The sequence below is a fragment of the Marinobacter salinexigens genome (assembly GCF_008370345.1).
GTDB classification, from domain to species: domain Bacteria; phylum Pseudomonadota; class Gammaproteobacteria; order Pseudomonadales; family Oleiphilaceae; genus Marinobacter; species Marinobacter salinexigens.
On the sequence record NZ_VTUU01000001.1, the window covers coordinates 521,785 to 546,989 of the forward strand.

At 56.7% G+C, this 25,205-nt stretch carries 24 protein-coding genes; 11 read left to right on the forward strand and 13 right to left on the reverse strand.

The features are described from left to right. Positions 1-70: 70 nt before the first annotated feature. From tkt to FWJ25_RS02470, 5 genes are all read left to right on the forward strand, one after another. The gene (gene tkt / locus FWJ25_RS02450; protein WP_149598649.1) at positions 71-2,071 is read left to right on the forward strand and encodes a transketolase; all 2,001 of its coding nucleotides are present in this window, start codon (positions 71-73) and stop codon (positions 2,069-2,071) included. Further along, complete coding sequence (gene gap, locus FWJ25_RS02455; protein WP_149598650.1) at positions 2,071-3,105, forward strand: type I glyceraldehyde-3-phosphate dehydrogenase; 1,035 nt, start codon at positions 2,071-2,073, stop codon at positions 3,103-3,105. The genes tkt and gap overlap by 1 nt, the downstream gene beginning before the upstream one ends. 29 nt (positions 3,106-3,134) lie before the next feature. Next, positions 3,135-4,295: a phosphoglycerate kinase gene (locus FWJ25_RS02460; protein WP_149598651.1), complete on the forward strand. Its 1,161-nt coding sequence runs from the start codon at positions 3,135-3,137 to the stop codon at positions 4,293-4,295. Between the two features lie 48 nt (positions 4,296-4,343). Further along, entirely contained in the window at positions 4,344-5,408 is a 1,065-nt protein-coding gene (gene fba, locus FWJ25_RS02465) for a class II fructose-bisphosphate aldolase (protein WP_149598652.1), read from the forward strand. Between the two features lie 121 nt (positions 5,409-5,529). Continuing rightward, on the forward strand, positions 5,530-6,360 hold the full coding sequence (locus tag FWJ25_RS02470) for a mechanosensitive ion channel family protein (protein ID WP_149598653.1): 831 nt from the start codon (positions 5,530-5,532) through the stop codon (positions 6,358-6,360). Between the two features lie 33 nt (positions 6,361-6,393). Here FWJ25_RS02470 and FWJ25_RS02475 read toward each other — a convergent pair whose 3' ends face one another. Genes FWJ25_RS02475 through FWJ25_RS02490 form a run of 4 tightly spaced genes read right to left on the reverse strand, consistent with a single transcriptional unit; the run spans position 6,394 to position 10,346 of the window. Then, on the reverse strand, positions 6,394-7,038 hold the full coding sequence (locus FWJ25_RS02475; protein WP_149598654.1) for a DUF2894 domain-containing protein: 645 nt from the start codon (positions 7,036-7,038) through the stop codon (positions 6,394-6,396). Further along, positions 7,028-7,699, reverse strand: coding sequence for an OmpA family protein (locus FWJ25_RS02480; protein ID WP_149598655.1), 672 nt, complete (start codon positions 7,697-7,699; stop codon positions 7,028-7,030). The genes FWJ25_RS02475 and FWJ25_RS02480 overlap by 11 nt, the downstream gene beginning before the upstream one ends. Continuing rightward, a complete protein-coding gene (locus tag FWJ25_RS02485; RefSeq protein ID WP_149598656.1) occupies positions 7,699-9,657 on the reverse strand; it encodes a DUF802 domain-containing protein in 1,959 nt (652 codons plus the stop codon). The genes FWJ25_RS02480 and FWJ25_RS02485 overlap by 1 nt, the downstream gene beginning before the upstream one ends. Continuing rightward, positions 9,654-10,346 carry a DUF3348 family protein gene (locus tag FWJ25_RS02490; RefSeq protein ID WP_149598657.1) on the reverse strand — a complete coding sequence of 231 codons (693 nt, stop codon included), beginning with the start codon at positions 10,344-10,346 and terminating at the stop codon, positions 9,654-9,656. Before FWJ25_RS02490 ends, FWJ25_RS02485 begins: the two co-directional genes overlap by 4 nt. Before the next feature lie 200 nt (positions 10,347-10,546). Here FWJ25_RS02490 and FWJ25_RS02495 point away from each other — a divergent pair, with 200 nt between their 5' ends. Both FWJ25_RS02495 and FWJ25_RS02500 read left to right on the forward strand, forming a co-directional pair. Further along, positions 10,547-11,506, forward strand: coding sequence for a DnaJ C-terminal domain-containing protein (locus FWJ25_RS02495; protein ID WP_149598658.1), 960 nt, complete (start codon positions 10,547-10,549; stop codon positions 11,504-11,506). A gap of 12 nt (positions 11,507-11,518) precedes the next feature. Then, the gene (locus FWJ25_RS02500; protein ID WP_149598659.1) at positions 11,519-11,878 is read left to right on the forward strand and encodes a chaperone modulator CbpM; all 360 of its coding nucleotides are present in this window, start codon (positions 11,519-11,521) and stop codon (positions 11,876-11,878) included. Here the strand turns inward: FWJ25_RS02500 and FWJ25_RS02505 are convergent. Next, on the reverse strand, positions 11,854-12,654 hold the full coding sequence (locus FWJ25_RS02505; RefSeq protein WP_149598660.1) for a substrate-binding periplasmic protein: 801 nt from the start codon (positions 12,652-12,654) through the stop codon (positions 11,854-11,856). The genes FWJ25_RS02500 and FWJ25_RS02505 overlap by 25 nt on opposite strands. A gap of 219 nt (positions 12,655-12,873) precedes the next feature. Here FWJ25_RS02505 and FWJ25_RS02510 point away from each other — a divergent pair, with 219 nt between their 5' ends. The 3 genes from FWJ25_RS02510 (at position 12,874) to FWJ25_RS02520 (ending at position 15,553) form a co-directional block, all read left to right on the forward strand. Further along, positions 12,874-13,605 (forward strand): DsbA family protein, encoded by a 732-nt coding sequence (locus FWJ25_RS02510; RefSeq protein ID WP_149598661.1) that lies wholly within the window; start codon positions 12,874-12,876, stop codon positions 13,603-13,605. Between the two features lie 170 nt (positions 13,606-13,775). Continuing rightward, positions 13,776-14,801, forward strand: a complete 1,026-nt coding sequence (trhO, locus tag FWJ25_RS02515; RefSeq protein WP_149598662.1) for an oxygen-dependent tRNA uridine(34) hydroxylase TrhO — start codon at positions 13,776-13,778, stop codon at positions 14,799-14,801. A gap of 20 nt (positions 14,802-14,821) precedes the next feature. Further along, positions 14,822-15,553: a DUF481 domain-containing protein gene (locus FWJ25_RS02520; protein ID WP_149598663.1), complete on the forward strand. Its 732-nt coding sequence runs from the start codon at positions 14,822-14,824 to the stop codon at positions 15,551-15,553. Here the strand turns inward: FWJ25_RS02520 and FWJ25_RS02525 are convergent, their stop codons facing one another. From FWJ25_RS02525 to FWJ25_RS02545, 5 genes are all read right to left on the reverse strand, one after another. Further along, positions 15,554-16,501, reverse strand: a complete 948-nt coding sequence (locus FWJ25_RS02525) for a YbgA family protein (RefSeq protein WP_149598664.1) — start codon at positions 16,499-16,501, stop codon at positions 15,554-15,556. Between the two features lie 90 nt (positions 16,502-16,591). After that, on the reverse strand, positions 16,592-18,829 hold the full coding sequence (locus FWJ25_RS02530) for a glycosyltransferase (protein ID WP_149598665.1): 2,238 nt from the start codon (positions 18,827-18,829) through the stop codon (positions 16,592-16,594). After that, positions 18,826-19,884 (reverse strand): lysylphosphatidylglycerol synthase transmembrane domain-containing protein, encoded by a 1,059-nt coding sequence (locus FWJ25_RS02535; protein ID WP_149598666.1) that lies wholly within the window; start codon positions 19,882-19,884, stop codon positions 18,826-18,828. The genes FWJ25_RS02530 and FWJ25_RS02535 overlap by 4 nt, the downstream gene beginning before the upstream one ends. 65 nt (positions 19,885-19,949) lie before the next feature. Continuing rightward, the gene (locus tag FWJ25_RS02540) at positions 19,950-20,966 is read right to left on the reverse strand and encodes a DUF6160 family protein (RefSeq protein WP_149598667.1); all 1,017 of its coding nucleotides are present in this window, start codon (positions 20,964-20,966) and stop codon (positions 19,950-19,952) included. 166 nt (positions 20,967-21,132) lie between these two features. Continuing rightward, complete coding sequence (locus FWJ25_RS02545) at positions 21,133-21,789, reverse strand: GntR family transcriptional regulator (RefSeq protein ID WP_149598668.1); 657 nt, start codon at positions 21,787-21,789, stop codon at positions 21,133-21,135. 136 nt (positions 21,790-21,925) lie between these two features. Between FWJ25_RS02545 and gloA the strand changes: the two genes are divergently transcribed. Next, entirely contained in the window at positions 21,926-22,474 is a 549-nt protein-coding gene (gloA, locus tag FWJ25_RS02550) for a lactoylglutathione lyase (protein WP_149598669.1), read from the forward strand. Positions 22,475-22,482: 8 nt separating this feature from the next. On the opposite strand, the gene FWJ25_RS02555 is transcribed toward gloA, so the two are convergent. From FWJ25_RS02555 to FWJ25_RS02565, 3 genes are all read right to left on the reverse strand, one after another. Next, on the reverse strand, positions 22,483-23,436 hold the full coding sequence (locus tag FWJ25_RS02555; protein ID WP_149598670.1) for a DMT family transporter: 954 nt from the start codon (positions 23,434-23,436) through the stop codon (positions 22,483-22,485). A 152-nt stretch (positions 23,437-23,588) separates the two neighbouring features. Then, positions 23,589-23,858 (reverse strand): ComEA family DNA-binding protein, encoded by a 270-nt coding sequence (locus tag FWJ25_RS02560; protein WP_149598671.1) that lies wholly within the window; start codon positions 23,856-23,858, stop codon positions 23,589-23,591. A 546-nt stretch (positions 23,859-24,404) separates the two neighbouring features. Next, positions 24,405-25,100, reverse strand: a complete 696-nt coding sequence (locus FWJ25_RS02565) for a GntR family transcriptional regulator (RefSeq protein WP_149598672.1) — start codon at positions 25,098-25,100, stop codon at positions 24,405-24,407. Positions 25,101-25,205: the final 105 nt, after the last annotated feature.

Below are 25,205 nucleotides of genomic sequence, written 5' to 3' on the forward strand. Positions count from 1 at the left end.
AATCGGCGAAAATACGCGCCTCTTTTTTGCACAGTCTTCTTTTTTGCCGAAAACCACTGGAGAAATGTCAATGTCGTCCCGTAAAGATCTCGCCAACGCCATTCGCGCGCTGAGCATGGATGCGGTTCAGAAAGCCAATTCCGGCCACCCGGGTGCGCCCATGGGTATGGCGGATATCGCCGAGGTGCTGTGGAACGATTACCTCAGCCACAACCCGGCCAACCCGCAGTGGGCCAACCGTGACCGCTTTGTGCTGTCCAATGGTCATGGTTCCATGCTGCAGTACTCCCTGCTGCACCTGAGCGGGTACGACGTATCCATTGACGACCTGAAGAACTTTCGTCAGTTGCACTCCAAAACACCGGGCCACCCTGAGTACGGTTACACTCCGGGCATTGAGACCACCACTGGCCCTCTGGGCCAGGGCATTGCCAATGCGGTTGGTTTCGCCCTTGCCGAGAAGTCCCTGGCAGCTCAGTTCAATCGTCCCGGTCACGACATTGTTGACCACTACACCTATGCATTCCTGGGCGACGGCTGCCTGATGGAAGGCATTTCTCACGAAGTCTGTTCCCTGGCCGGTACCCTGGGCCTGGGCAAGCTGATTTTCTTCTACGACGACAACGGCATCTCCATCGACGGTGAAGTGGAAGGCTGGTTCACCGACAACACGCCTCAGCGTTTCGAATCCTACGGCTGGCAGGTTATTCCAGCAGTTGACGGCCACGATGCTGATGCTATCCGTGCCGCCGTTGAGGCGGCTCGCGCCAACAAAGATCAACCGACCCTGATTTGCTGCAAAACAGTGATCGGCTTCGGTTCCCCGAACAAGCAGGGTAAAGAAAGCTGCCACGGCGCGCCGCTGGGCGACGACGAAATCACCCTGACCCGCGAACAGCTGGGCTGGGACCATGGTCCGTTCGAAATTCCTGCAGACATCGCTGAAGCCTGGAACGCCCGTGAAAAAGGCGCGGCAGCACAAGCGGCGTGGGAAGAGAAGTTCGCCGCCTATGAAAAGGCTGAGCCGGAACTGGCTGCTGAATTCACCCGTCGTATGGCCGGTGATCTGCCAGCGGACTTCGCCGAGAAAGCCCAGGCCTACATCCAGGAATGCCAGGACAATGGTGAAACCATTGCCTCCCGTAAGGCTTCCCAGAACACTCTGAACGCCTACGGACCGTTGTTGCCGGAACTGATGGGCGGTTCCGCTGACCTCGCCGGTTCCAACCTGACCATCTGGGGTGGTTGCAAAGGCCTGACCAAAGACGACGCGTCTGGCAACTACATCTACTATGGCGTACGCGAATTCGGCATGGCGGCCATTATGAACGGTATCGCCCTGCATGGCGGTTTCGTGCCCTACGGCGCTACCTTCCTGATCTTTATGGAATACGCCCGTAACGCGGTGCGCATGGCGGCTCTGATGAAGCAGCGCGCTATCTATGTATTCACTCACGATTCTATTGGTCTGGGTGAAGACGGCCCGACTCACCAGCCGGTTGAGCAGATGGCCAGCCTGCGTACGACACCGAACATGAGCACCTGGCGCCCGGCCGATACCGTCGAATCTGCGGTGGCCTGGAAAGCAGCACTGGAGCGTAATGACGGCCCGACGGCTATGGTGTTCTCTCGTCAGGGACTGCCTCACCAGGCTCGCAGTGCGCAGCAACTGGCGGATGTTGCCAAAGGCGCCTACGTGTTGTCTGACAGTGAAGGCACGCCGGAACTGATCCTGATTGCCACCGGCTCCGAAGTGGCCCTGGCCCAGGAAGCCGCCGCCAAGCTGCGTGAAAAAGGCAAGGTCGTTCGTGTGGTATCCATGCCGTCTACCGATGTGTTTGATGCCCAGAGCGCCGAATACAAGCAAAAGGTTCTGCCGCTGGAAGTCACTAACCGCATCGCGATTGAAGCCAGCATTGCTGACTACTGGTACAAGTACGTTGGCCTTGATGGCCGTGTGATCGGTATGACCACCTTTGGTGAATCCGCACCGGCAGGCGAGCTGTTCAAGGAATTCGGCTTCACCGTCGACAACATCCTGGAAGTGGCTGACGAACTGCTGGACGCCTGATGAGCAACCCGAAGCCTTTTCGAATCGCCATTAACGGGTACGGCCGAATCGGCCAATGCGTGTTGCGGGCGCTCTATGAAAATGGCTATCGCGACCACCTTCAGGTGGTCGCGATCAATGAGTTGTCCGACATCGACACCATCGCCCATCTGACACGCTACGATTCAACCCACGGCCGGTTCCGGGGCGAGATCGACGTCCAGGGGGATGATCTGGTGGTGAACGGTGACCGCATCCGGGTTTTACGACACCCGGCTCCGGCCGATTTGCCCTGGCGTCTGCTGGAGGTGGATCTGGTGCTGGAGTGCACGGGGGCATTCAACGACCGGGCAACTGCGCAGAAGCATCTGGACGCGGGTGCCGGTCGTCTTCTGTTTTCCCAGCCTGCGGAATCCGATGTGGACCGCACCGTTGTCTACGGTATTAATCATCAGGAACTGAGCGAGAGCGATGCGATCGTTGCTGCCGGTTCCTGTACCACCAATTGCCTGGTGCCGGTGGTCAAGGTTCTGGACGATGCATTTGGCGTCGAGCAGGGCAGCACCACAACCATCCATGCTGCGATGAATGATCAGCCGGTCATCGATGCCTACCATCACCAGGACCTGCGGCGAACCCGCAGTGCTTTGCATAACATTGTCCCGGTAGATACGGGGCTCGCCAGAGGCATTGAGCGCTTATTGCCGGAAATGGAAGGCCGTTTCAGCTCCGTCGCGATGCGTGTGCCAACCCTGAACGTGTCCGCGATCGACATGGTGGTCAATGTGCGTAAGCACACCTCCATCGAACAGGTAAATGATGTCCTCAAGGGTGCTGCTAAAGGTGCCTTGAAAGGTATTCTGGGTTACACCGATGAACTCCTGGCCAGCTCCGATTTCAACCACGACGCCCACTCCGGCGTGGTCGATGGCGGCCAGACCCGGGTAACCGGTGAAACCATGGTGAAAGTATTGTGCTGGTTCGACAACGAGTGGGGATTTGCGAACCGGATGCTGGATGTCAGCCAATGCTGGCTGGAAAAGACTGACAACTGATCTGCTGAATCAATCAAGGAAACAAGATTATGGCCATCAAAAAGATGACTGACCTGGACCTCGCCGGCAAGCGGGTCCTGATCCGTGAAGACCTGAACGTGCCGGTCAAGGACGGGAAGGTGTCCAGTGATGCCCGTATCCGTGCGTCCCTGCCGACCATCAAGGCAGCCAAAGACGCTGGCGCCAAAGTCATGCTGATGTCCCACCTGGGCCGCCCGGAAGAAGGCGTTTACGACGAAGCCTCCTCCATGAAACCGGTTGCCGAGCACCTGTCCGGCCTGCTGGGTCAGGAAGTCCGCCTGATCAAGGACTATCTGGATGGCGTTGACGTCGCTGATGGCGAAGTGGTTCTGTTCGAGAACGTCCGCTTCAACAAAGGCGAGAAGAAAGACAACGAAGAGCTGTCAAAGCAGTATGCGGCCCTGTGCGACATCTACGTGATGGACGCCTTCGGCACTGCTCACCGCGCCCAGGCATCTACCCATGGCGTTGCCCGTTTCGCTCCTGAAGCCTGCGCTGGCCCGCTGCTTGCTGCCGAGCTGGATGCTCTTGGTAAAGCTCTGGACAACCCGGCCAAGCCCGTTGTGGCGATTGTGGGTGGCTCCAAAGTGTCGACCAAACTGGACGTCCTTAACGCCCTGGAAAAAGTCTGTGACCAGATCATCGTTGGTGGCGGCATTGCCAACACATTCCTCGCCGCGGCCGGGCACCCGGTTGGTAAATCATTGTGCGAACATGATCTGATCGATACCGCCAAGGACATCGCCTCCCGTGTTGAAATCCCGCTGCCGGTCGATGTGGTCGTAGCCGCTGAATTCGCCGAAACTGCACCTGCGACCACCAAGGGTATCGATGAAGTCAGCGAAGGCGATATGATCCTCGACGTTGGCCCGCAAACTGCAAGTCAATTTGCGGAACTGCTCAAGAACGCCAAAACCATCCTGTGGAACGGGCCGGTGGGTGTATTTGAATTTGACCAGTTCGGTAACGGCACCAGATCCCTGGCAGAAGCTATTGCAGAAAGCGATGCGTTCTCCCTGGCAGGTGGCGGTGACACCGTTGCCGCCGTTGACAAATACGGCATAGCTGACAAGATTTCCTATATTTCCACCGGCGGTGGTGCCTTCCTGGAATTCGTGGAAGGCAAGACTCTCCCCGCTGTTGCTGTACTGGAAGAGCGCGGCGCGTAACTATTTACAGACCATCAACCTCAAAAGTCTAACTGAAGGAGACAACCCATGGCCCTGATTTCGATGCGGCAACTTCTGGACCACGCCGCCGAGCATGGTTACGGTGTGCCAGCCTTTAACGTGAACAACCTGGAACAGATGCGCGCGATCATGGAAGCGGCGGACAAAACCGATTCTCCGGTGATTGTTCAGGCCTCCGCCGGTGCCCGTAAATACGCCGGAGCCCCGTTCCTGCGCCACCTGATTCTGGCTGCTATTGAAGAGTTTCCGCATATCCCGGTGGTCATGCACCAGGATCACGGTACCAGCCCTGCTGTGTGCCAGCGCTCCATCCAGCTGGGCTTCAGCTCTGTCATGATGGACGGCTCCCTGGGCGAAGACGGCAAAACCCCGACCGACTACGAATACAACGTCGACGTAACCCGCCGCACGGTTGAAATGGCGCACGCTTGCGGTGTGTCTGTTGAAGGTGAACTGGGTTGCCTGGGCTCCCTCGAAACCGGCCAGGCTGGCGAAGAAGACGGTATCGGTGCCGAAGGTACCCTGGACCACAGCCAGATGCTGACTGACCCGGAAGAAGCGGCAGACTTCGTCAAGAAAACCCAGGTGGACGCGCTGGCGATCGCCATCGGCACCAGCCACGGCGCCTACAAGTTCACCCGTCCGCCGACAGGTGACATCCTGGCCATCGATCAGATCAAAGCCATTCACGCCCGCATCCCGGATACCCATCTGGTCATGCACGGCTCAAGTTCCGTACCCCAGGAGTGGCTGAAGATCATCAACGAATACGGTGGTGAGATTCCGGAAACCTACGGTGTACCGGTTGAGGAAATCGTTGAGGGCATCAAGCACGGCGTGCGCAAGGTCAACATTGATACTGACCTGCGTCTGGCCAGCACCGGTGCTGTTCGTCGCTTCCTGGCCCAGAACACTGCCGAGTTCGATCCGCGTAAATTCCTGAAGGAAACCATGACTGCGATGACCGATGTGTGTATCGCCCGTTATGAAGCCTTTGGTACCGCCGGCAACGCCAGCAAGATCAAACCGATCAACCTGGAGCAGATGTTCGAGCGCTACGCAGCCGGCGAACTGGATCCCAAGATCAAGTAAATCGCTGCAATATGCCTCCGGGGCCCCTCCCGGAGGCATTCTCCCGCCCCTTCGTGTTTGTTGCCTGAGCCGTGTAGTTCATCTATTTTAAATAGCTTCTGTTCCAAGGAGGCTACGGGCCATGCAGGAATTCATCGATAAACTGGATATCAACCAATACCTTCCCACTGCCCTGGATTGGGCAACCAACATTCTGGTGGCTTTGATCATTCTCGTGATCGGCATCTGGATTGCGGGTAAGGCCTACAAATCTGTTGTCCATATCGCCAACAAGCATAATCAGCTTGACGACACACTGTTCAAATTCTTTGGCAGCGTGGTGCGCTACACCATTCTGGCATTTGTTGGCATAGCGGTGCTGAACCGCTTTGGTGTTCAGACTGCGTCCATTATTGCCCTGCTCGGTGCGGCTGGTCTGGCTGTAGGTCTGGCGTTGCAGGGTGCACTATCGAATCTCGCTGCGGGTGTGATGCTGCTGATCTTCCGACCTTACAAAGTGGGAGACTTTATCGATGCTGCGGGAAAATTTGGCAAGGTGACGGAAATCGACATGTTCACCACCATTCTGCAAACCTTCGACAACCAGCAGATTATCATTCCCAACAGCCAGATCTGGGGGCAGCAGATTACCAACCATTCCCATCATGAAGTCCGTGGTGTGGATATGCATTTCGGGATTGCCTACAGCGAGAGTATTGATGAAGCCCGCAAGGTCATCGATACGGTGCTGGCGAATCACCCCCATGTACTGAGTGATCCCGCGCCGTTCGTTGAGGTGGAAACTCTGAATAACAGTTCGGTGGATTTCCTTGTGCGTCCGTTCTGTATGGGTGAGCATTACTTCGCTGTGTTGTACTCGGTACCCGAGCAGATCAAAAAGGCTCTCGACGAAGCCGGTATTGAGATTCCGTTCCCGCACCGCAAAGTTATTGTGGTCAACGAAAAGGAATAGCCGCGAGAACCGCACTACCCTGGTGCTGGAGGCTCAACCTTTGGTGTTGAGCTTCTCCAGGGCCAGAAGCGTGTCAGCGTAGCTGGCAAAGCGCCGCAGATAATCCGGGGAGAGTCGCTGCATTTCGAGGATTGCGCGGCTCACCAGACGGTGTGCATTCATCGGGCCGGCATTGGCGGGTGCGTGCTCAATCGCCGCCTGAATCCGGTGTTCCAGCGATAGTTCCCCCTGCCGTGCTTTTACCCGTGCCATGGCTTTTAGCTGGCGGGGGGCGTTTGCAGTGGTTGCTTCTTCTGGCTGCTCTTTGTCGAATGCATCCGTGCCATAATCAGCCAGCAGTCCCATCAGCGGGGATGACGAAGTCCTGGCTGGTTCAGGTTGCTGGCTGTTCAGCAGGTCCAGCAGTTGGGTAAGCGGTGAAGTTTGTGGGGTAGGGTGGCCTTGCTCTGGCTGATCTGGAGTGCCCAGATGTTGCGACCCGAACTGCTTCAGCCCTTCCAGCAGCCTGCCCCATGCTTTGCGATCCTCCAGCCCGCGTTTCTGTTCCCTCTCCCGCAGGCGCCGGTCCAGGGCTTCCAGATAACGAAAACGCACCGGGTCTGCCTGATCGGCACCGGCCTGCCGCAGTTGGGCAATCTGCTGGTCAGCAACGTCCCTGGGTGAGGTTTTAGCGGTCATCGCCAGGCCCGGTCTCTGGTTGTGATTCAGTTGGGGACGATTCCGTCTCGGGCCTTGGCACGGTACTGATTTCCACTCGCCGATTCATGGCCCTGGAGTCCGCATCCGCATTGGGAACCACCGGATGGTTCTGGCCGAAGGCTGCGGCGAATACCCGGTCTTTAGGCAGCCCCTTGTCGATCAACGCTCGGGTGACGGTGAGCGCCCGCTGGGCTGAAAGCCCCCAGTTGTCGCCGTAGCGGTTGCCGCTGTGGATAGGCAGGTCATCCGTGAAGCCACTGACCATCAGCAGTTCGTTGTGATGCTCGAGATAGGTGCCGAGCGGCTCCACCAGAGATTGCAGAACGTCTTCGCCGTCCGCCTGGAGCTGATCTGAGTTCAGCTGGAACAGCACGTTCCCACTGATACCAATTCGCCCGTCCCGGAACGTGACCAGCCCCTTGGTGAGCGGGTCTTCCAGTGCCTCTTCAAGGGCAATCCGACGCTGTTCTTCGGCCAGTCTGCGTTCTTTCTCTGCGGCCAGGGACTGGCTCAGCTCCAGTTGCACGCCAATAACCCAGACCAGAATCAGAACCAGAATGCCAACCAGGGCCGCCATCAGATCCGAGAAGATGGCCCAGACCGGCGTCGACTGCTGCTCGCCGTCATGAAGTTCCTCCATCAGTTCGCCTCACTGGACGCGGGACCGGATGAGTGCAGTGCTACTACAGCATCAATCACATCTTTCTGGGAACTGACGCTGAGATCGATCACCTCCCGAGCCTGAGCGACGTAATAAGCCAACTGTTCGTCATGACGTGTAGTGGCGCTATCCAGAGCCTTTTGAATTTCTGCAAGACTTTCCTGCAGCTGGGCGTTGGACCGAATGAACTGCTCAACAGCTACCTCGAAGGACTCGCTGAGGGCGCCAACCTCCAGGCTGCTGCCGGAAATGTCCTCGCCCAGTCTGCCCAGTTGCTGACTTTGCTCATTGACCAGTGTGCTGAAGCGCTCGCTGATGCCTGCGAGGGTTTCGCTGGCCCCGGATATCAGGCTGTCGACAGCCTGGCGCTGATCGTCGGCGCTGGTGCGCTGGCTTTCCAGCAGACCGTCGAGTTCCTCTACCAACCGTTTCCGTTCTTCGAGTAGTTCATTTTCCCGTTCACCGTTGCGGGTAATTTCCGTCTGCAATTGTTTGATGACTTCCGCGGCAGCTTTCGGGGTTTCGGAGGCGGTTTCGATCAGTCGTGTCATTGGCTCTTCCAGTGCCGTACCCAGTTCACTCAGATGTCGGGTAACCGTTGCTTCCAGCGAGGCTAGTCGCTCAGCTGCGGCCTCGCCCCTGGCCGCTTCCTGGTCGCGCAAAACGGACAACTGCTCGCTGACGGTGCTGGTCAGTGCTTCGAGGCCTGCGCTTTGTCTGGTCATCAGGATTCCGCTGGTTTCCAGCAACTGTTTGCCCGCTGTGGATAGCTGTTCGCGGAACTGTTCCTGATGGCTCTGAATGCTGTGTTCCATGGCGCTCAGCCATTGCTGCAGTTGCTCAAGCATCGCTTTCTGGCTGCGCTGACTGTGCTCTCTCTCGGCCTGATGAAGTTCTGTGCTTGCCTTCTGCTGAGCGTCCAGATTCTGCTGCCAGCGATTACCGGCTTCAGCGGTGGTTGTCTGGAACGCTTCGATAATCTGCCCAAGCCGGGTTTCAGTGGTGGCGGACCAGCGGCTGTGCAGGGATTCCGCGTCGCGGGTGAGTTTATCCATGGCGGAGCCAACAATCGGCTCAATGCGTTCTGCTGCCTGCTGTGAGCTGGAGTCCAGAGCTTCCTTCAGTGATTGGGCAACGGAGTCCGCCAACGTCTGATAGTGAGTGCCAACGGTGCTATGAAACTCCTGCTGGTTTCGGGTTAGCGACTGTTCCAGTTGCTTGCCCAACTGCTCCATTCTGGCGGTCATGGTTTCCATGGCCGACGACATTTCCGGCAGTGCCCTGGCCTGGCTTTCCAGGGCGGAAAAAGCCTGGTGGCGCTGGTAGTCTGCGGACAGGTGGTGAAGTTTCTGACGCAGCGAGCGATCAAGCTTTCGGGAAACCTGTGAGCGATCACGCCGGCTCAGGGTTGAGGCGAGGCCCAGCATGGCAGAGGCCGCAACACCCGCAATGGATGTGCCGAAAGCGAGGCTAAGACCGGCGATCGGAGCGGCCAGAGAGCTCCTTATGACGCTGAGTTCAGTACTGCCATCCAGTGCAGAAGCCGCCCCGCTGAGGGTAACAATCATGCCGGCAAAGGTACCCAGCAAGCCGAGCATCACCAGAAGGCCTGTGAGGTAGGGAGTCAGTTGCGGCCCGGGTAATGCGGCGCCATGACCTTCCAGTCGGCGTTGCACGGCGAACTGGATGGGCTCTGGCAGGCCGTCCAGCCAGTTGTTGAGCTGATCTTCGGAGGTGGGCGCCTGATCCAGTCGGTCGGACAGCTTCAGTGTGGTGCTGCGAAAGCCAACCAGTTCGCCAATACCAAGACAGAATACCGCACCGATAATGCCGGTAAATGCCAGCGCGAGCTGGTCCGAGCCGATAAAACCGGCGCCAATCCAGCACACCACGGCGAGGCCAATGGCGAAGGCAAGGGTGAAAAACAGTTTACTCATGGGGTGATGCTAACCTCATTGTGACAGGCTTCGAGAAGACCAAGTACCGGCTCCAGCCGAACGTCCAGTTCAGCGAGTAACAGATTCTGCGCTTCCTCACAGTAACGGTAGAGCCAGCTATCCGGATTGGCCCCGGAGGCGGATTCCTGCTCGAAGGATGTATGCAAGGACTGGAAGCGTTGTTCCAGTACCCTTGGAATTTGTGCAAAGCACTGGCCGGTGTACGCGGCCATGGTGTGGTCAAACACAGAGTCTATTTCTGCCAGTCGAGCCAGGGTCTGCCCCTGATCTCGCATGGCCTTGCGTACTTTGTCCCGCAACTGGCGGGTAGTCGCTGCAATTTTGCGTTGGCTGGCCAGCAGGGCGTTGATGTAAGGCTCGGAGCTGGTGTCATCCCCGGCTTCAATATCGCTGCCATAAGTTCTGGTTCTTTTGGCCAATGCCCTGCGGGTGTTCGCCAGTTCCCGCACCAAAAGCTCCAGCGTTCCGGCCTGTGGCACGCCCGGCTGTCGGGAGCGGAAGGCCTGGGCGGAATCCAGGCTCATGGTATCTCCCAGCCCGAACAACCGGCTCAGGCGTTCCCCGAAACAGGGCAGGTTGTCCCCGCTTGCAGGTGCACCCGCTGCAGACAGCAACTGCATGAGTCGGGCCGTGGATGACCCTGGGTCGGCAGAAATCGCTTGGCTCATCGCTGATGATTCATCTGGGAAACGGTTGAATATGGTGCCGGGTCGTCCGGAGAGCACCATTTTACTGGGTAAAGGGCGGGAATGATAATGACCGAAGCGTCAGACGCACAGTGGTTCTGAAAATGCGTATGTTGCAATTTCCGGTTGCGGGTCAATTATAGATAGTCAGATACCCGTCTCTCATTCATGTGAGGATCGCAATGGACTTCAAGGACTATTACGCCGTGCTCGGTGTGAGCGAGTCTGCCTCTCCCGAGGAGATCAAGAAGGCCTACCGGAAGCAGGCCCGAAAGTATCATCCGGATGTCAGTAAAGAGGAAAACGCCGACGAGAAATTCAAGGATGTCGGTGAGGCCTATGAAGTGCTGAAAGACCCGGAGAAGCGAGCTGAATACGATCAGTTGAGAAAGTACGGTGCCCGTCCTGATGGTTCCTTTGAACCGCCGCCAGGCTGGAAGAGTGCGTCGGGCTTTGGTGGTGGCGGATATACCGAAGCCGATGCCCGCCAGTTCAGTGATTTCTTTGAGGAAATCTTTGGTGGTGGCCATCAGCGTGGCTACTCTGGTGGCGGATTCCGTCAGAGTATGCGCATGCGGGGAGAAGATGTTCATGCCCGCCTGGCCCTGTTCCTCGAAGAAGTGTTCCAGGGCTGTGAAAAGCAGGTTTCCTTTACCGTGTATGAGTCCGATGCTCATGGTCACGCGGTGCCCCGACAGAAAACCCTGAAGGTGAAAATCCCGGCCGGCATGCGTGAGGGACAGCATTTGCGGCTGAAAGGGCAGGGTTCTCCCGGTGCAGGGGGAGGTGATTCCGGTGACTTGTTGCTGGAGATAGAATTGGCGCCACATCCGACCTTCGCCGTGGAAGGACGGGATATTCTCGTCACCGTCCCTATAGCGCCCTGGGAAGCGGCGTTGGGTGCCTCGGTTACAGTCCCTACGGTTGGCTCGAAAGTGAACCTGAAAGTGCCGAAGGGGTCATCCAGCGGCCGCAAGCTCAGGCTCAAAGGTAAGGGCTTTCCGGGCCAGCACCCTGGCGATCAGATCGTGGTGCTGCAGGTGGTGATGCCCGAACAGCATACACCTGAAGCCGAAAAGCTTTATGAGCAGCTGGCTGAGGCCGAAAAGAACTTCAATCCGCGAAGCAAGCTGCATGTATAACGGAGGCAGGGGATGAGCAGGACAATGAACATACTGACCGTTGATCTGGTGGATTCCGGAGCCCGATATACGCTCCGCGAAGTCTGTGAACGGGGCGGCTGCCATGCGGAGCTGGTGATTAAAATGGTGAGCTACGGCATTGTTGAACCTATTGCTCCTGCTGAGGGTACCCCCGAACTCCAGTGGGAATTCGATGTGTCAGCATTGGCGAGGCTGCAGAAAGCTCTGCGGCTACAGAGGGATCTGAACATCAACCTGGCCGGGTTGGCGATGTCTTTGGACCTTCTCGATGAGGTCGAAATCATGCGAAAGGAAATCGCACAGTTACGGCAACAGTTGGCCCAGTGTTATGGTGGGTCAAGCGGCCACTGAGGTTCAAAGATTTTTTCCAGGGTGCCGTCCTCGCGCATTGCGGCGATGGCGGCGTTCAGTTCACCGTATCGTTCGATGACGGGGGAAACAGCTGATAGCCCGATAAAGATGGGGTCGGTTGTAAACGGGCCGGCTGCATATTCAAGTCTTGCCCGCAGGTCAGGATGGTCTTTCAGTGCGTACTCGCCGGTCAGCTGGGTGGCCACCACGATATCAACGCGCCCCAGATCCAGTCGCTTCAGATTGCTGATAAGGTCCGGGCCTGTGTCGATAGTCAGGTGGTGATTCTCTACCGCATCATCGAACGCTTTGCCATAGTTGACTCCGGAGACGGTGCCGATGCGCAACCCCTGGAAATCCTCGAAGGAAGCGAATGACCGATCTAACTCCCCGTTCCGGCGAGACCAGATCAGTTTCGCTGCACGATGCACTGGATCAGGGAAAACCAGATACTGGGCTCGCTCCAGGTTGTGAGTAAGCAGCATGACGCCGTCAAATTCCCCGACTTTCGCCCAGTGGAGGCAACGCTTCCAGGGCGCCAGCATCAACTCGAACGTAAACCCTGTCCTGTATTCCAGCTCTCTGAACAGAGCCACAGCGATACCTTCGGTTGGCGAGTGACCGGCCTTGCCCATCGTGTAAGGCGGCCACGCCACCTCACAGAAGCGATATGTTGAGTGGTCATTGGCGTTGGCAGGCTGCACCTGAGCACAGAAAAGGGCTGCAGTAAGAACCCACTGTGGGGAAAAAACACTTCCGGTCATCCTTTTAAACATACAGCCTCCTGTCCTTCCCGACAGTATAGTTGTGCTTTGAGCAGGGCGTTATGTTCGTTTTTGTAGCGAAATTGGGCCTTGGATACAGAACTGTGCGATGGGAACTGCTCTCATGGCTGGTCAACGCAATGAATTTTCCTTATTTTGTTGGAACTTATGCCGGGTATAAAGGATCTTAGCAATCCGAAAGACCAAATCGAGACAGTAAGGAGATTGTGAATGGGTGAAGCTAAACGCAGGAAGGAAACCGGAGCGCCGGCGCCCAGAAAAACGGGTTCAAAAAAGCCCCTGTTGATCGGTATTGGTGTGCTGGTGGTGGCCGCGGTGGTCTTTGGGCTGTCGTTTCTGACGGCGACACCTGAGCCAACATCCGGCGAGCTACCGGTTGCGGCGCCGAACGCCAAGCCCTTCCCGTCGGAACTGGATCAGTACGGTGTATCGATAGGTAGTGAAGACGCGCCGGTTGTGGTTCGGGAATTTGCAGACTACCAGTGCCCGGCCTGCGCCCGCTTTGCCGAGGCAACCCAGAAACTGAAGCAGCAGTACGTTGAAGCGGGCAAGGTGCGCTTCATCTATTTCGAACTGCCGTTACAGCAGCACCAGAATGCCATGCCTGCGGCGCAGGCAGCTCGATGTGCCGGTGACCAGGAGGCCTACTGGGAAATGCACGAAAAGCTCTTCGATGCCCAGAGCGACTGGAGTGGTTCGAATGACCCAGTGGCCACATTCAGCCGCTATGCTGGTGATCTTGGGTTGCAGGAACCCCGTTTCCGCCGCTGTATGACCACCGAACTGCATCGTGAAGCCATTGAACAGAGCCGCCAGATTGCCGTGCAGATGAAAGTGATGAGCACACCGACCGTGCTGGTGGACAACATTCAGCTCACCCGTCCGGGATGGGGCCAGTTGTCTGCGGTTGTTGAGCGGGAACTGGCGGGCTCCGCGCAGTAATCCTCGGGGTGGCCCGTCTTTCGGGCAACCCGCACTTGCACCCGGCCCAGAGTTGGTTAAAATTTGCGCCCACTCTGGCCCGGGTGCCTGATCCGCACCTGATGACCTTCCAGAGATAGTCTATCCCCAATCATGCTCCGGATTTACGATCCGGCTCGCAGGAGAATGTTATGAGTAACACGAATAATGTCGTGGTCTGCGCGATGTATAAATTCGCAGTCCTGAACGATTACGAATCCCTTCGCCAGCCGCTGCTGGATCTGATGCTTCAGAAAGACGTGCATGGCACCTTGCTGCTGGCTCGGGAAGGCATTAATGGCACTGTTGCTGGCAGCCGTGAAGCCATTGATGCGGTCAAAGCCTGGATTGGCAGTGACGACCGTTTCAACGGCATCGACTACAAAGAGTCGTTTGTGGACATCCAGCCCTTCAAACGCACCAAAGTGAAGCTCAAGAAAGAGATTGTTACCATGGGTGTTGAAGGTATCGACCCGAAACGGATTGTGGGTACCTATGTCGAACCGAAAGAGTGGAACGACCTGATTTCCGATCCTGACGTGGTTCTGGTGGACACCCGTAACCAGTACGAAGTAGAGATTGGTACCTTTCAGAACGCTGTAAATCCTGCGACGGACACCTTCCGTGAGTTCCCGGACTACGTGAAACAGAACCTGGACCCGGCCAAACACAAGAAGGTCGCCATGTTCTGCACCGGTGGTATCCGCTGTGAGAAGTCCACTGCCTATCTGAAAGAGCAGGGTTTTGAAGAGGTTTACCATCTCAAGGGTGGGATTCTCAAATATCTGGAAGATGTCCCCAAAGAACAAAGCCTCTGGCACGGAGAGTGCTTCGTATTTGATGACAGGGTTACTGTTAATCACGACCTTGAGCGTGGCGAATACGACCAGTGCCACGCCTGCCGTCGGCCGATTACCGAAGAAGACAAGGAACGGCCGGAATATGAGCAGGGTGTCAGCTGTCACCAGTGCATTGATTCCCTGACCGAAGAGCAGAAAGCCCGGTTTGCGGAGCGCGAGCGCCAGATTCGTCTGGCCCGGGAACGCGGTGAGGAACACGTGGGTGGTGAGGCCGCTCGCATCATCGCCGAGCGCAAGGCATTGAAGAAGGCCGAACGTGAGCGTCAGGCACAGAAAAGTCTGGCGGGCGAAAAGACTCGTACAACGGATAACGCCTGACAAAACCGAAAGGAGACTTTATGCGTATCAGACATTCCGTCATTGTGGCCGCCATCGCAGCAGCGCCTCTGGCGCACGCTGAAACGGGGGACAACTGGAAAGGTGAGGCTGAACTGGGAGTGCTGATCTCCTCGGGCAACACCGATGAGACCATCGTAAATGGCCGCTTGGGTCTGGCCCATGAAGTCGAGAAGTGGCGGAGTACCGGGGAATTGAGTTCCAAGTACTCCGAAACTGAAAATGAAACTACCGCAGAGGAGTATCGGGCCTCTGCGGAAACGGACTACAAATTCGACGAGCGCCAGTACTGGTTTTTGCGCGGCGCTTACGAGGATGATCGCTTTTCCGGGTACGACTTCGAGTCTTCAGTGACCACCGGTTATGGTAACCGGGTCTGGCAATCCGGTGACCGCTCGTTTCTGGACCTCTCGGCCGGTGCCGGTTATCGCTATAACAAGCTGGATATGGTCAACGCAGAAGGTGAAGACACCGAGAAGGAAGCCATTGCGCGGCTGGCGGGGCAGTTCGATTATGCCTTGTCCGATAACGCTCTGTTTCGCCAGAAACTGAGTACCGAAGTGGGTCTGGATGAGAACAATACCATCACCGAATCGGAAACCGCGCTGCAGGCAAACGTCGTTGGCAACCTGTCCATGAAAGCCGCCTACCGGGTGAAGCATGTGTCTGATCCCCCCGCCGGCTCCGAAAGCACTGATAAGGAACTGTCCCTGTCCCTGCTTTACGGATTCTGATCAGACGTTGTTCCTGAGGCCCAATTCATCCGGATAGGGCGTCAGGTACTTCTGAACGTGCAGATAGTCCACCGGTTCCCGGCGCTGCGCCATCCGCAGCAGCGTCATGGGAACCACCAGCGGTACCTCGCCCCGTCGGTAAGCTTCCATCTGCTCCAGCAGCACCTTGCGATCCTCGTCGCCCATGGAATCCCGCAAATAACCCATCAGATGCTGCATCGCGTTCATATGTGAGCCACGGCTGACTTTCTGGCTCATGGCGTCCATGAACAGATGAATATACTTGTCTGCGATGCTCTCCAGCGGTTCCGATTTAAGGTCGCCCAGCATGGGGCCAAGCCGCCGGTAGATCTTCTCGCTATGAGCCAGTAGCTGGAATTTGTGGCGGGTGTGGAATTCAATCAGTGCCTGGGGAGTGAGTTGGGCGCCGGCTACGTTCTGCATCCAGTCATCGTAGGCGAAAACCCGCTCAATGAAGTTCTCCCTTAACTGGTCGTCGTTGAGGCGTCCTTCTTCTTCCACAGGCATCAGCGGATAGGTCCGCATCAAAGCCTCGGCAAACAGACCTTGCCCGTCTCGTCGAATGACTTGCCCGTCCGGATTGTGGATTTTTATCCGCTCCATTCCACAGCTCGGTGATTTGGCCATCAGGATATAGCCACGGAGATCCATCAGCGTAGGCATGATCTTCTCGATCACCGCCTGCATAGCTCTGGTGTGATCGGTGCTGCCTTTTGATTCGATTAAACGTATTCCGTCCGGATACTCCCGGAGATGGATGGCTGGCCTGGGCACGCCAAGTCCTGCGGCCATTTCCGGACAAACGGGGCGGAAGTCAAAGTGTCTGGCAAGAACCTGGGTGCAGAAACGGGAATGCTTGTGGCCACCGTCGTGGCGAACCTCTTCTCCCAACAGACAGGTACTGATGCCAACGGGAATATCGCTCACATGAAGTCTCCGTGATGAAAACGGTCTGATTGATATGTGAAGGATGATACGGGCATTCAGTGTAAACCGATCATGCCCGGACTGTGAATGTCAGGTATTGCTCCAGAGCCGGGTTCGTTTTTTGTCCACCAGTGCCAATGTAGTCCCGTAGATTTCGCGGATATCCCGGGCGAACTGTTCCACAGAGAAATCCGCGGCGAATTCCAGAGCCTGCTTTGAAAGCGTCTGGCGCAGATCGTCGTCTTCAAGGAGCTTCTGTACCTGTTCCAGCCACTTGTCCTGCTTTTCCGGTGTTTTGAATCCGTTGAATCCCTGGCGCACAACATCTTCAATGCCACTGGATCGCACCGCGACAACGGGAAGGCCGGCTGCCATGGCTTCCAGAATCACCATACCCTGGGTTTCGGACTTGGAGGCAAACAGGAAGGCATCTCCAAGACGATACCAGGTGGCCATCTCTTCCGGCGGAACGGCGCCGACCAGTGTGAAGTGCTGAGTCAACTCCCGTTCCTCAATCTTCGTCTGCAGGCGATCCCGTTGATGGCCGTCGCCGATCATCAGGAACCGGAAAGGCACTCGGGTCTGGCTTCGCAGGGTATCGATGGCTTCGATCATGAAGTCGATATTCTTCTCGTTCGATAGCCGGGACACGCTCACAAATACCTTGTCGTCCCTCAGTCCCAGTTTCTCCCGAAGTTTGTTCACGTCTTGTGTGCTGACGTCCTGAAACCGTTGGTACTCAATGCCGGTTGGCTGCACGAAGGTGGGTGTTTTGACGCCAATCATTCTCAGGTACTCCTCCGTGGAGTAGGTCGGAACGATCACGCCGTCACACCGGTTGGCGAACCGCTTGATCAGCGCATGGGAAATCAGGTTGCGGAACAGCATGCCGGGGAGGGGCACAAAGTGGGCATAGTGTTCCAGCCGCGTGTGATAAGTGTAGACGGCAGGAATACCCAGAATCCGGGCCATGAACAGCCCCAGCGATCCGAGCCAGAACGGATGATGGATGTGAATAATATCGGGCCGGAAGGCCCGGACTCCGCGCCGGATCCTGGCCAGGAAAATGTTGGCGAGTCGGAATTCGCGCTTTTCTCCCAGTGCAAGAAGCGAAGGCACCCGCAGTACGCCATCTTCATGAGGCGGCTGGTCCCGGTAGCGTGGCGCTACGATAAGCAGTTTGTCCCCCAATGCTTCAAGCCCTCTGCGCAGGCGCTCAATGGAAATCGGAACGCCGCCAATAAAAGGCAGGTAATTATTGGTGAACATGGCGACCCGGATCGGCCTGTCCAGCCAGGGAGCAGCGTCCAGATCGTAGTCTGGATAGTAGTCCTTGCCGACAAAAATCACGCTGTAGAGTTTGATGGTCAGGGCAACAAACACCGCCAGGATAATGATGAAGTTCAGGTAGCCAGAGTAAAGCAGGGAATAAACGAAGAACCACAGGCTCTCCAGTTGTTTCAGAACAGGGTGCTGACCCACTTCCAGGCGCTTCAGACTGTAGCCGATCTCCCCGTCAGGGCTCACATCAACCCGCACATAATGATAAAAACTGGTTTCGTTGTTGAGCACGAGCCCGCCCGCTCCGCCGGTCGTAATGAAACGGGTATCGCCTACGAGTTCGTCTTCGTAGGTGGATAGGTTGGCGGAGAACACCAGATCAATGCCGTGTTGTTTGACCTGTTGCATCAGTGCTGTTCTGAAGTCGGACGGCTGGAGATAGTCATTCTTGCGGTCGAACGGCGCATCCTCCGATGTGAGGGGAGGGTGCCCGATAAACAGAATTCTTGCTTTGGAGTCGTCCTGGGTCAGCAGGTCATCCAGCCAGCGAATCTGCCACTGCCATGGGGTCTTGCCCGTACTGTCGAGGAAAATCAGGCGGCTGCTGCCCGCCCGGATACTGTAAAAGTGCGGCCCGAAATGATCGTAGAAACGAAAACTGCCGAAGTCGTCGTATTCATGGGCGCCAAAGGTGAGCAGGTAGGGAATGTGCAGGTGCCCGAGGCTGCCATACAGCGCCCGGTATTTGTCTTCGCCGCCACCACTGACCGCATTGCCGGCGGAAACCATGAACGCCAGATCCGATGCATTCAGCTCAGGGATAATCCGGCCCTCAAAGATACCCACCGAGTTGTTGATGTTGCCCACTACCGCGAAGCTGAAGGGGGCGTCCTCGCTGACGGCTGACTGAATCCGCTCGACCTCAAGGGTGTGAAGACCCTGAAAATCTTCCATGAAAAGGTTCAGGTAGGTTTTGTAGCCCACCAGCAGAACCACAATGGAAAGGCTCAGATAGAACAGCCACTTGAGCGGATTGCGGCGGGTCATTGCGGGTTCCTTCGGTTCTTGATCAGTTCCCTTTGCAGCACAATCAATCCGATGATCATGCCCAGGTAGATAGTCAGTGCACGCCACACGATCGTGACCAGCACCAGATGATTACCGGACAGAATATCCCGGAAAAAACTCCCGAACACCCCTTCTGAAATGCCGGATGCGCCCGGTGTGGGCGAGAAATACATGATGAAGGTGGTGATCACCAACAGACCCACTGAGGCGAGGTAATCCACCTGGTAACCAAGGCCGAGCATCAGCAGTGCAGGAAAGCTGAACAGGCTGAGCAGGAATACGGCAGTAAACAGCACTGACAGACCAATGAATAATGGCCTTCCACGCAGGTAATCGCCGAAGCTGTGGGCAAAACGCAGCATTTCCCGCCGGACCCGGAACTGCCAGTGCCTGTGTCGGGATTCGTTAATCAGGTTCAGGCACCTGAGTCCGGAAAACAGGCGGCTAACAGGGCCGATCAGCCATCGGGTGCGGAAAAGCACAACCGCGAAGAAACTGAGATACAGGGCAATGAATATGGCCAGCGCGACACCCACATTGCCTGCAATGGTTCTGCCTTCGAGGGCATTCAGAGTCAGCAGGAAAATCGGTGTCAGGGAGAAAATAAACACCACCGCCAGAACGGTGCGAATCGTAGTGGCTGCGGTGGCTCGGCCCATGGATACGCCATGCTGATGGAGGTACCAGACCTGAGCGAAGCCCCCACCTGTGGCCATGGGCGTTACATTGGAAAAAAACAGGTTAATGAAGACCAGCCGGAAAAGCACCGCAAAAGGAAGTTTGTGCCCGAGTGCCCTGAGTGTGTAGTGCAGGCGCAGGCCATCCGACAGGAAATAGACCAGCAGCAGGGCGGTGGCGAGAATCAGTGTTGTCGGGTTGAGCAGCTGAGTGTCGAAGGAGAAGCTGCGGCCGGCAAAACGGTCATAGACGGTGTAGACGCCAATGGCTGTCATCGCTATGAAGATCAGGCTGAAAACGATGAGTCTTCGCCAGGAGGTCTGCTTCGAGTAGTCGTGATCGCTGGATTCGGTCATGGGCTGCCCGTCAGAATGAGACGGGCAGTGTACAGGAGAGTAGGAGAGGGCTGTCCAGTGCCGTCTTAGTGGCCATACACCATCAGGGTGGTGTCGGTAATTGCAAAATCGGTGAACTGGACACTGCCGATGCTTGCCTGACCGATCCGGAAAACCGGCATGTCGATATCGGCCCGGAACTCCACATCATGCACAGAGAGCCCGTCTTGACCGGACACACTGCCTGTGCCCCGGGACAGCTTGGCGGTCGCGCTGGCCATGCCGAAATGGCCGAGTGTGTCGTTGCCCCGGCGGTTATGAATCTGAAGACCTTCAATACCGACGGCGGCAAAGTTGAAGATCAGGAGCAGGTCCGCTGCGTCCCAGTCCAGGCTGCCATTGGTGATCTCGAAGTGGGTGTCTAGCTGCAACTCGGAACCGGAAACGGTGTTGCCGTTGGCCAGGGTTCGGGTCGCATTGCCGCCGTTGCGGATAACAATGTCCGTTGGCCCGACATATCCCTGCAGCAAAACATTGGAGAACAGGGTAGCGCTGCCTTCGCTGCCGGTCGCGGTAATGCTGTCGACCGCCAGTTCAAAATCCACTGCCTGCAGGTAGTCGTTCAGACTGGTGGGGTCACCGTAGTCCGTCGCGCCAAGGTGAATCACCAGGTCGCCACTGTTGAATTGCTTGCCGAAGCCAGCGCCGGTGTCGTATGTGGTCAGAGCGTCGGCGATGTCTGCATTTGCAGCTAGATCCAGCACACCTGTATCGGCTCTCCGGGCAATCTCTGAGAAACCGTAGTCCAGCACTTCATTCTGACCCGCGATGTCGATGGTCAGTTTCATGTTGTCCAGGGTGGTGTCGTTGTGTCCGGAAAGCCGCAGGCCGTTGACGTTGATTGAGCCTTCGTCGGTCCAGGTCAGGCGATCCATATTGACCCGGGTTTCCAGCTCAATGGTGACACCGGCCTGGCCGGTAACGCTGGACATGGCTCCGTCGTCCATTGGCCTGAATTCGGCCAGGGCAGTTGAGGGGAGGGTCAGAGCTAGTACCAGAGCCGGGAAGGCACCGGGTACGGAGCGGGTCGGTAACGTCGTCATGTTGGCCCCAAAATCCGTTTCCTGATTGTTGTTTTGTCGTCGGATGCGTCTGCAATCCGGGCCGCAGGGGACAGCACAACCAATGCAGCTATAAAGAGGTTTGTTACACGTTGTTACGATAGGCGTAAGGCGGCGACAGGTCTGTGAGTCTGTTCACAGTTGTGGTTTAAGCGAGGGCTTGCTGGATCAGAAGCTTCTGGTGCTCTGCAAAATCCCGGATCAATTGCCGCGCTTTGGCCGCATCCCGGGCAATGACCGCCAGAGGCAGTTCGGTGAAAAATCTTGAGGTTGTTTTGAGGTCCTGTCGATAGCGTTCGGCACTCAGATAGTAAGCCCGGCTGACGGCGGGTTTGAAATTGGACAGTGCTTCTGAGAGGTAGGGATTGCCAACGACCTTGCCGCAGGATTCCATAACATCGAAGCTGGCTTCAACAATGGCGGTTACGTCCGCCGAGGCGTTTTTTGTCTGTGCGACAACCCGGGCAACCACATCCAGCATGAGTTGTTTGTCGGGCTCCTGCCAGCGCTCGCAGAGTCGGGTTACCAGCATCAGCAGCAGGTGCATATACACATCGTAAAGCTCAGAGGCGTGTTCCGCGTCGAGAAGTGTGGCGGACGCTCCTTTGCGCGGGGTGATCTCTACCAGATGCCACCGTTCCAGGGTGTACAGGGCTTCTTTAACCGATGCACGGCTGACTTTCAGTTCTGTGGCCAGGGTGGCTTCCTGGATACGCTCGCCGGGCCGGATCTGGCCGGTCATGATGCGCTGGGCCAGGTAGTTGGCAATCTGCTCCGCCAGTGTATTGGGTGCCTGAAAATCCATATGGGCTCGCTGGAGTCCTTCGGGTCATTTGATTGCGTGAGTCTATCACAGTGGTGTTTCTGTCATCCCCTTGAAATCCGGCTGAAACGCACGCAGGTATACTGTTTACCCACTGCGAACCAAAAGGGATAGCATCATGCCCAAGCATTTCGAGCAGGCCCCGGGCCTCTATGAAGACCCCGTTCCCGAAACCGAAGGGTACGTGTTCAACCAGACCATGCTCCGGATCAAGGACCCCGAGCGGTCTCTGGATTTCTACAGCCGGGTTCTGGGCATGCGCCTGGTACGCAAACTGGACTTCCCGGAAATGAAGTTCACCCTGTACTTCCTCGCGTACCTGGATGACCGCCAGGCGGCGCAGGTGCCGGCAGACGATGATTACCGCACAACGTTTACCTTCGGTCGTGAGGCCATGCTGGAGCTCACCCACAACTGGGGTACCGAGGAAGACGCGGACTTTGCGTACCACAACGGCAACGATCAACCTCAGGGCTACGGGCATATTGGCATTGCAGTGCCGGATGTCTACGCTGCCGCGGAGCGCTTCGAGACGCTGGATGTGGAATTTGTGAAAAAGCCGGACGACGGCAAGATGAAAGGCCTGGCCTTCATCAAGGACCCGGACGGCTACTGGATTGAAATCCTGCAGCCGAACATGGTGCAGAAGCAGGCCCGCGAGAGCTGATTCAGATGCTAGCCGGCATCGGCCTTCTGGCTGGTGCCGCTCTTCCCACCATACTTTGAGGCAACGATCACCGCTGCCGTCAGTATCAGGGCGCCTGCTATACCTGTAGGTCCCAGAACCTCTCCCAGGAACAGCCACGCCAGGAGCGCAACAAACAGCGGCTCCATGGTGACAATGATGCTCGACAACGTTGCCGGGGTTGTCTTCATGCCGGTGAAAAAGCTGACATAGCCGATGCACGTGGGCACCACGCCAATGTACGCAATCATCAGCCATTGGCTGATCCCCAGCGAGTCGAGGCCCTCGAATCCGCCGGATAGCGCGACGACCGGCAGCATGATCAGCGCGGCTGTGAAGAAGCAGATAAACGCTGTGGTAAAGACGCCGGTGCCGGCAGAGCTGTAACGGCTGGTTAGCGTGAAACCGCTGTAAACAACCGCTGCAAACAATGCGACCAGAATACCGCCCAGGCGCAGGGTGCCCGCGGTGTCCATATCGCTGAGTACCAGCATGCCCGTGCCGATAATCGCCGCGATCAGGGCGGCTATGGTCAGCCAGCCGGGCTTCTCTCCGAGAAGGGGGGCGGCCAATAGCGAAACCAGAACCGGAGGGAGGCACAATGCAATTAAAGTGGCAATGCCCGCGCCCGTAAGGTCAACAGCCAGCAGGTAGCTGCCCTGATAAAATGCCTGGAAAAGTCCGAGAGCAGCCAGCGGAAGAAAGGCTTTTTTACCCATTTTCCATACCCCTCCGGTGGTTGCGGAGGTGCCTTCAGCCGTTCGCTTCAGCTGCTGCCGTTCCCGCAGCATCAGCAGCCAGAAAAAGGGTACAGCCACCACCAACCGGAGGAATCCCAGGGTGACAGGTTGCAGCTCAGTGCCTGTAAAAAGGGATTTAGCGACAATGCCTGTCGTGGCCCACAGCAGGGCTGCCAGGGCGATCAGAAGGGCGCCTTGAATCATTCAGTGACCAGTAAATAAGAATTTCGATGGGCGTGAACATCGTAGTCGGATTTCTGCTCGATGTCCGTGCTTTGGAAGGAGTAGAGGTTAACAGGGCGTTGTATGGTATGCCAGGGATACAAAGTGGGGGCGGCAGGCCGCCCCGGCTGGGATCACTTTACGGTGATACTTTCAGCGTTTTTCTCTACGGTACGTGCACCAATACCTTTCACGTTGGCCAGGTCAGCTGTCGATGCAAAGGGCCCATTGGCTTCGCGGTAGTCGATGATCGCCTGGGCTTTGCTTTCGCCAATGCCATTGAGGCTGGCCAGTGTGGCTACGTCAGCGGTGTTGATGTTGATAACGGCATCCTGGGCATGGGCAAAGCCGGTAAGCAGGCTGAGCAGCAGGACGACTGTGGCGAAAAGGGGAGTGCGTTTCATGTGAGTTGCTTCCTGAGTGTGAATAATGTCGTTGTTGGAGTGCCGGGACATTTCACCGCGAAGGCGCGATCTCAGGTGGGAACGATATCTGGTGGGTGAGAGGTGAGGGAGGTACAGAAATATGGGCGAGGATGTGCACGGATCAGGACCACATTCCCTGTGATCCTGCGAATCCGTGGCTGACCCCTGCCTGGTCCATCAGGCTGCGCATCATCCTGAGCGCTTCGTCCTTGCAGTCTTCCCTGTATGCCCTGATCCTTTGGGCAACTCCCGTCCCTGGAGTAATCATCCTTGCGCCAGCATTCCATGCCGGCCGACTATCCTTGTGTGCCCGGTCCTTCAGGCGTATCCGATCCCTGGAATGCTCGTTCCTGAGCTTTCCTTTCTGAGCCTGCAATCCTTGCTGGCTAGTCATCCCTGACGAAGACAATTCTAAACAAGCTGTAATTTCACAAAATCGGACAATCGCTCGCGGCTGTGTGCGATATTTCCTACAGCCTGCGTGCGATTGTGATGTTCAGGGAAAAATTAAGTAAAAACCGCTATTTACGCGTCGTTGGGGGCGGATTTTTGCTCGCCATTGAGGTTCGTTGCAGTGCTATCTTCTTGGTTTCCCGTATATTTCCTGGCGGCTTGCTGGCCAATCCGGATGTGGCTGATCAGTCTGCGTTCTGCCTCTGTTTCATTACCGGCTTTCACGGCTTCAAGAATCATTGCGTGTTCAGTCCGGTCATCGCCGGCGTGTGCCGCGTCAGCAGGATGATGGCGGGAAATCAGCCTGAGTCGATCCATGATTTCACTGTGGACCCGGCTCATTTCCTGGTTGCCAGCGGCCGCAACCAGGTCACAGTGAAAGTTTCTTTCCTCGAGAGGGCTGATGCTCGTAACAGGCGTGGCTTGAGAATTTAGCATCGGGAGTGAAGGCGCCGGGCTCGTCGGCGAGCACAGTTTATGGATGGCGGCTTGTTCCAGTGTGATTCTGAGTTCGTAGAGGTCGTCTACCTGCCTCGCACTCAGGGGCTTTACCTGCCAGCCACTGCGAAACAGAACCTCCACATAGCCTTCCCGCTGAAGGCGATACAGGGCTTCGCGCACGGGCGTTCGGCTGGCGTTGAGTCTTTGCCCCACATCGCCTTCGCTGAACTTGTCTCCCGGTGTCAGGCGAAGCTCGAAAATATCCTCCCTGAGGGCTTCATAAACCGTGTCTGCCATGGAGGCTTTGCGTGTAGTGCCTGTTGCCATACCTCGGATTTCCCTGCTGTAACCCGCGCTGCTTGTATACATGGGCAATGGCAATGCCCATGCCATTGCCAGAACACTTTTCAAATACCTAATAAAAACAGAGGG

Bases quoted from the DNA above. Each gene is read 5' to 3' on its own strand.
- FWJ25_RS02460 (WP_149598651.1), top strand. From the start codon at position 3,135: ATGGCCATCAAAAAGATGACTGACCTGGACCTCGCCGGCAAGCGGGTC.
- gap (WP_149598650.1), top strand. From the start codon at position 2,071: ATGAGCAACCCGAAGCCTTTTCGAATCGCCATTAACGGGTACGGCCGA.
- FWJ25_RS02560 (WP_149598671.1), bottom strand. From the start codon at position 23,858: ATGAAACGCACTCCCCTTTTCGCCACAGTCGTCCTGCTGCTCAGCCTG.
- FWJ25_RS02480 (WP_149598655.1), bottom strand. From the start codon at position 7,699: ATGGAGGAACTTCATGACGGCGAGCAGCAGTCGACGCCGGTCTGGGCC.
- FWJ25_RS02555 (WP_149598670.1), bottom strand. From the start codon at position 23,436: ATGATTCAAGGCGCCCTTCTGATCGCCCTGGCAGCCCTGCTGTGGGCC.
- FWJ25_RS02530 (WP_149598665.1), bottom strand. From the start codon at position 18,829: ATGACCCGCCGCAATCCGCTCAAGTGGCTGTTCTATCTGAGCCTTTCC.
- trhO (WP_149598662.1), top strand. From the start codon at position 13,776: ATGAGTAACACGAATAATGTCGTGGTCTGCGCGATGTATAAATTCGCA.
- FWJ25_RS02490 (WP_149598657.1), bottom strand. From the start codon at position 10,346: ATGAGCCAAGCGATTTCTGCCGACCCAGGGTCATCCACGGCCCGACTC.
- gloA (WP_149598669.1), top strand. From the start codon at position 21,926: ATGCCCAAGCATTTCGAGCAGGCCCCGGGCCTCTATGAAGACCCCGTT.
- FWJ25_RS02565 (WP_149598672.1), bottom strand. From the start codon at position 25,100: ATGGCAACAGGCACTACACGCAAAGCCTCCATGGCAGACACGGTTTAT.
- fba (WP_149598652.1), top strand. From the start codon at position 4,344: ATGGCCCTGATTTCGATGCGGCAACTTCTGGACCACGCCGCCGAGCAT.
- FWJ25_RS02510 (WP_149598661.1), top strand. From the start codon at position 12,874: ATGGGTGAAGCTAAACGCAGGAAGGAAACCGGAGCGCCGGCGCCCAGA.
- FWJ25_RS02495 (WP_149598658.1), top strand. From the start codon at position 10,547: ATGGACTTCAAGGACTATTACGCCGTGCTCGGTGTGAGCGAGTCTGCC.
- FWJ25_RS02475 (WP_149598654.1), bottom strand. From the start codon at position 7,038: ATGACCGCTAAAACCTCACCCAGGGACGTTGCTGACCAGCAGATTGCC.
- FWJ25_RS02485 (WP_149598656.1), bottom strand. From the start codon at position 9,657: ATGAGTAAACTGTTTTTCACCCTTGCCTTCGCCATTGGCCTCGCCGTG.
- FWJ25_RS02545 (WP_149598668.1), bottom strand. From the start codon at position 21,789: ATGGATTTTCAGGCACCCAATACACTGGCGGAGCAGATTGCCAACTAC.
- FWJ25_RS02540 (WP_149598667.1), bottom strand. From the start codon at position 20,966: ATGACGACGTTACCGACCCGCTCCGTACCCGGTGCCTTCCCGGCTCTG.
- FWJ25_RS02505 (WP_149598660.1), bottom strand. From the start codon at position 12,654: ATGTTTAAAAGGATGACCGGAAGTGTTTTTTCCCCACAGTGGGTTCTT.
- FWJ25_RS02520 (WP_149598663.1), top strand. From the start codon at position 14,822: ATGCGTATCAGACATTCCGTCATTGTGGCCGCCATCGCAGCAGCGCCT.
- tkt (WP_149598649.1), top strand. From the start codon at position 71: ATGTCGTCCCGTAAAGATCTCGCCAACGCCATTCGCGCGCTGAGCATG.
- FWJ25_RS02470 (WP_149598653.1), top strand. From the start codon at position 5,530: ATGCAGGAATTCATCGATAAACTGGATATCAACCAATACCTTCCCACT.
- FWJ25_RS02535 (WP_149598666.1), bottom strand. From the start codon at position 19,884: ATGACCGAATCCAGCGATCACGACTACTCGAAGCAGACCTCCTGGCGA.
- FWJ25_RS02500 (WP_149598659.1), top strand. From the start codon at position 11,519: ATGAGCAGGACAATGAACATACTGACCGTTGATCTGGTGGATTCCGGA.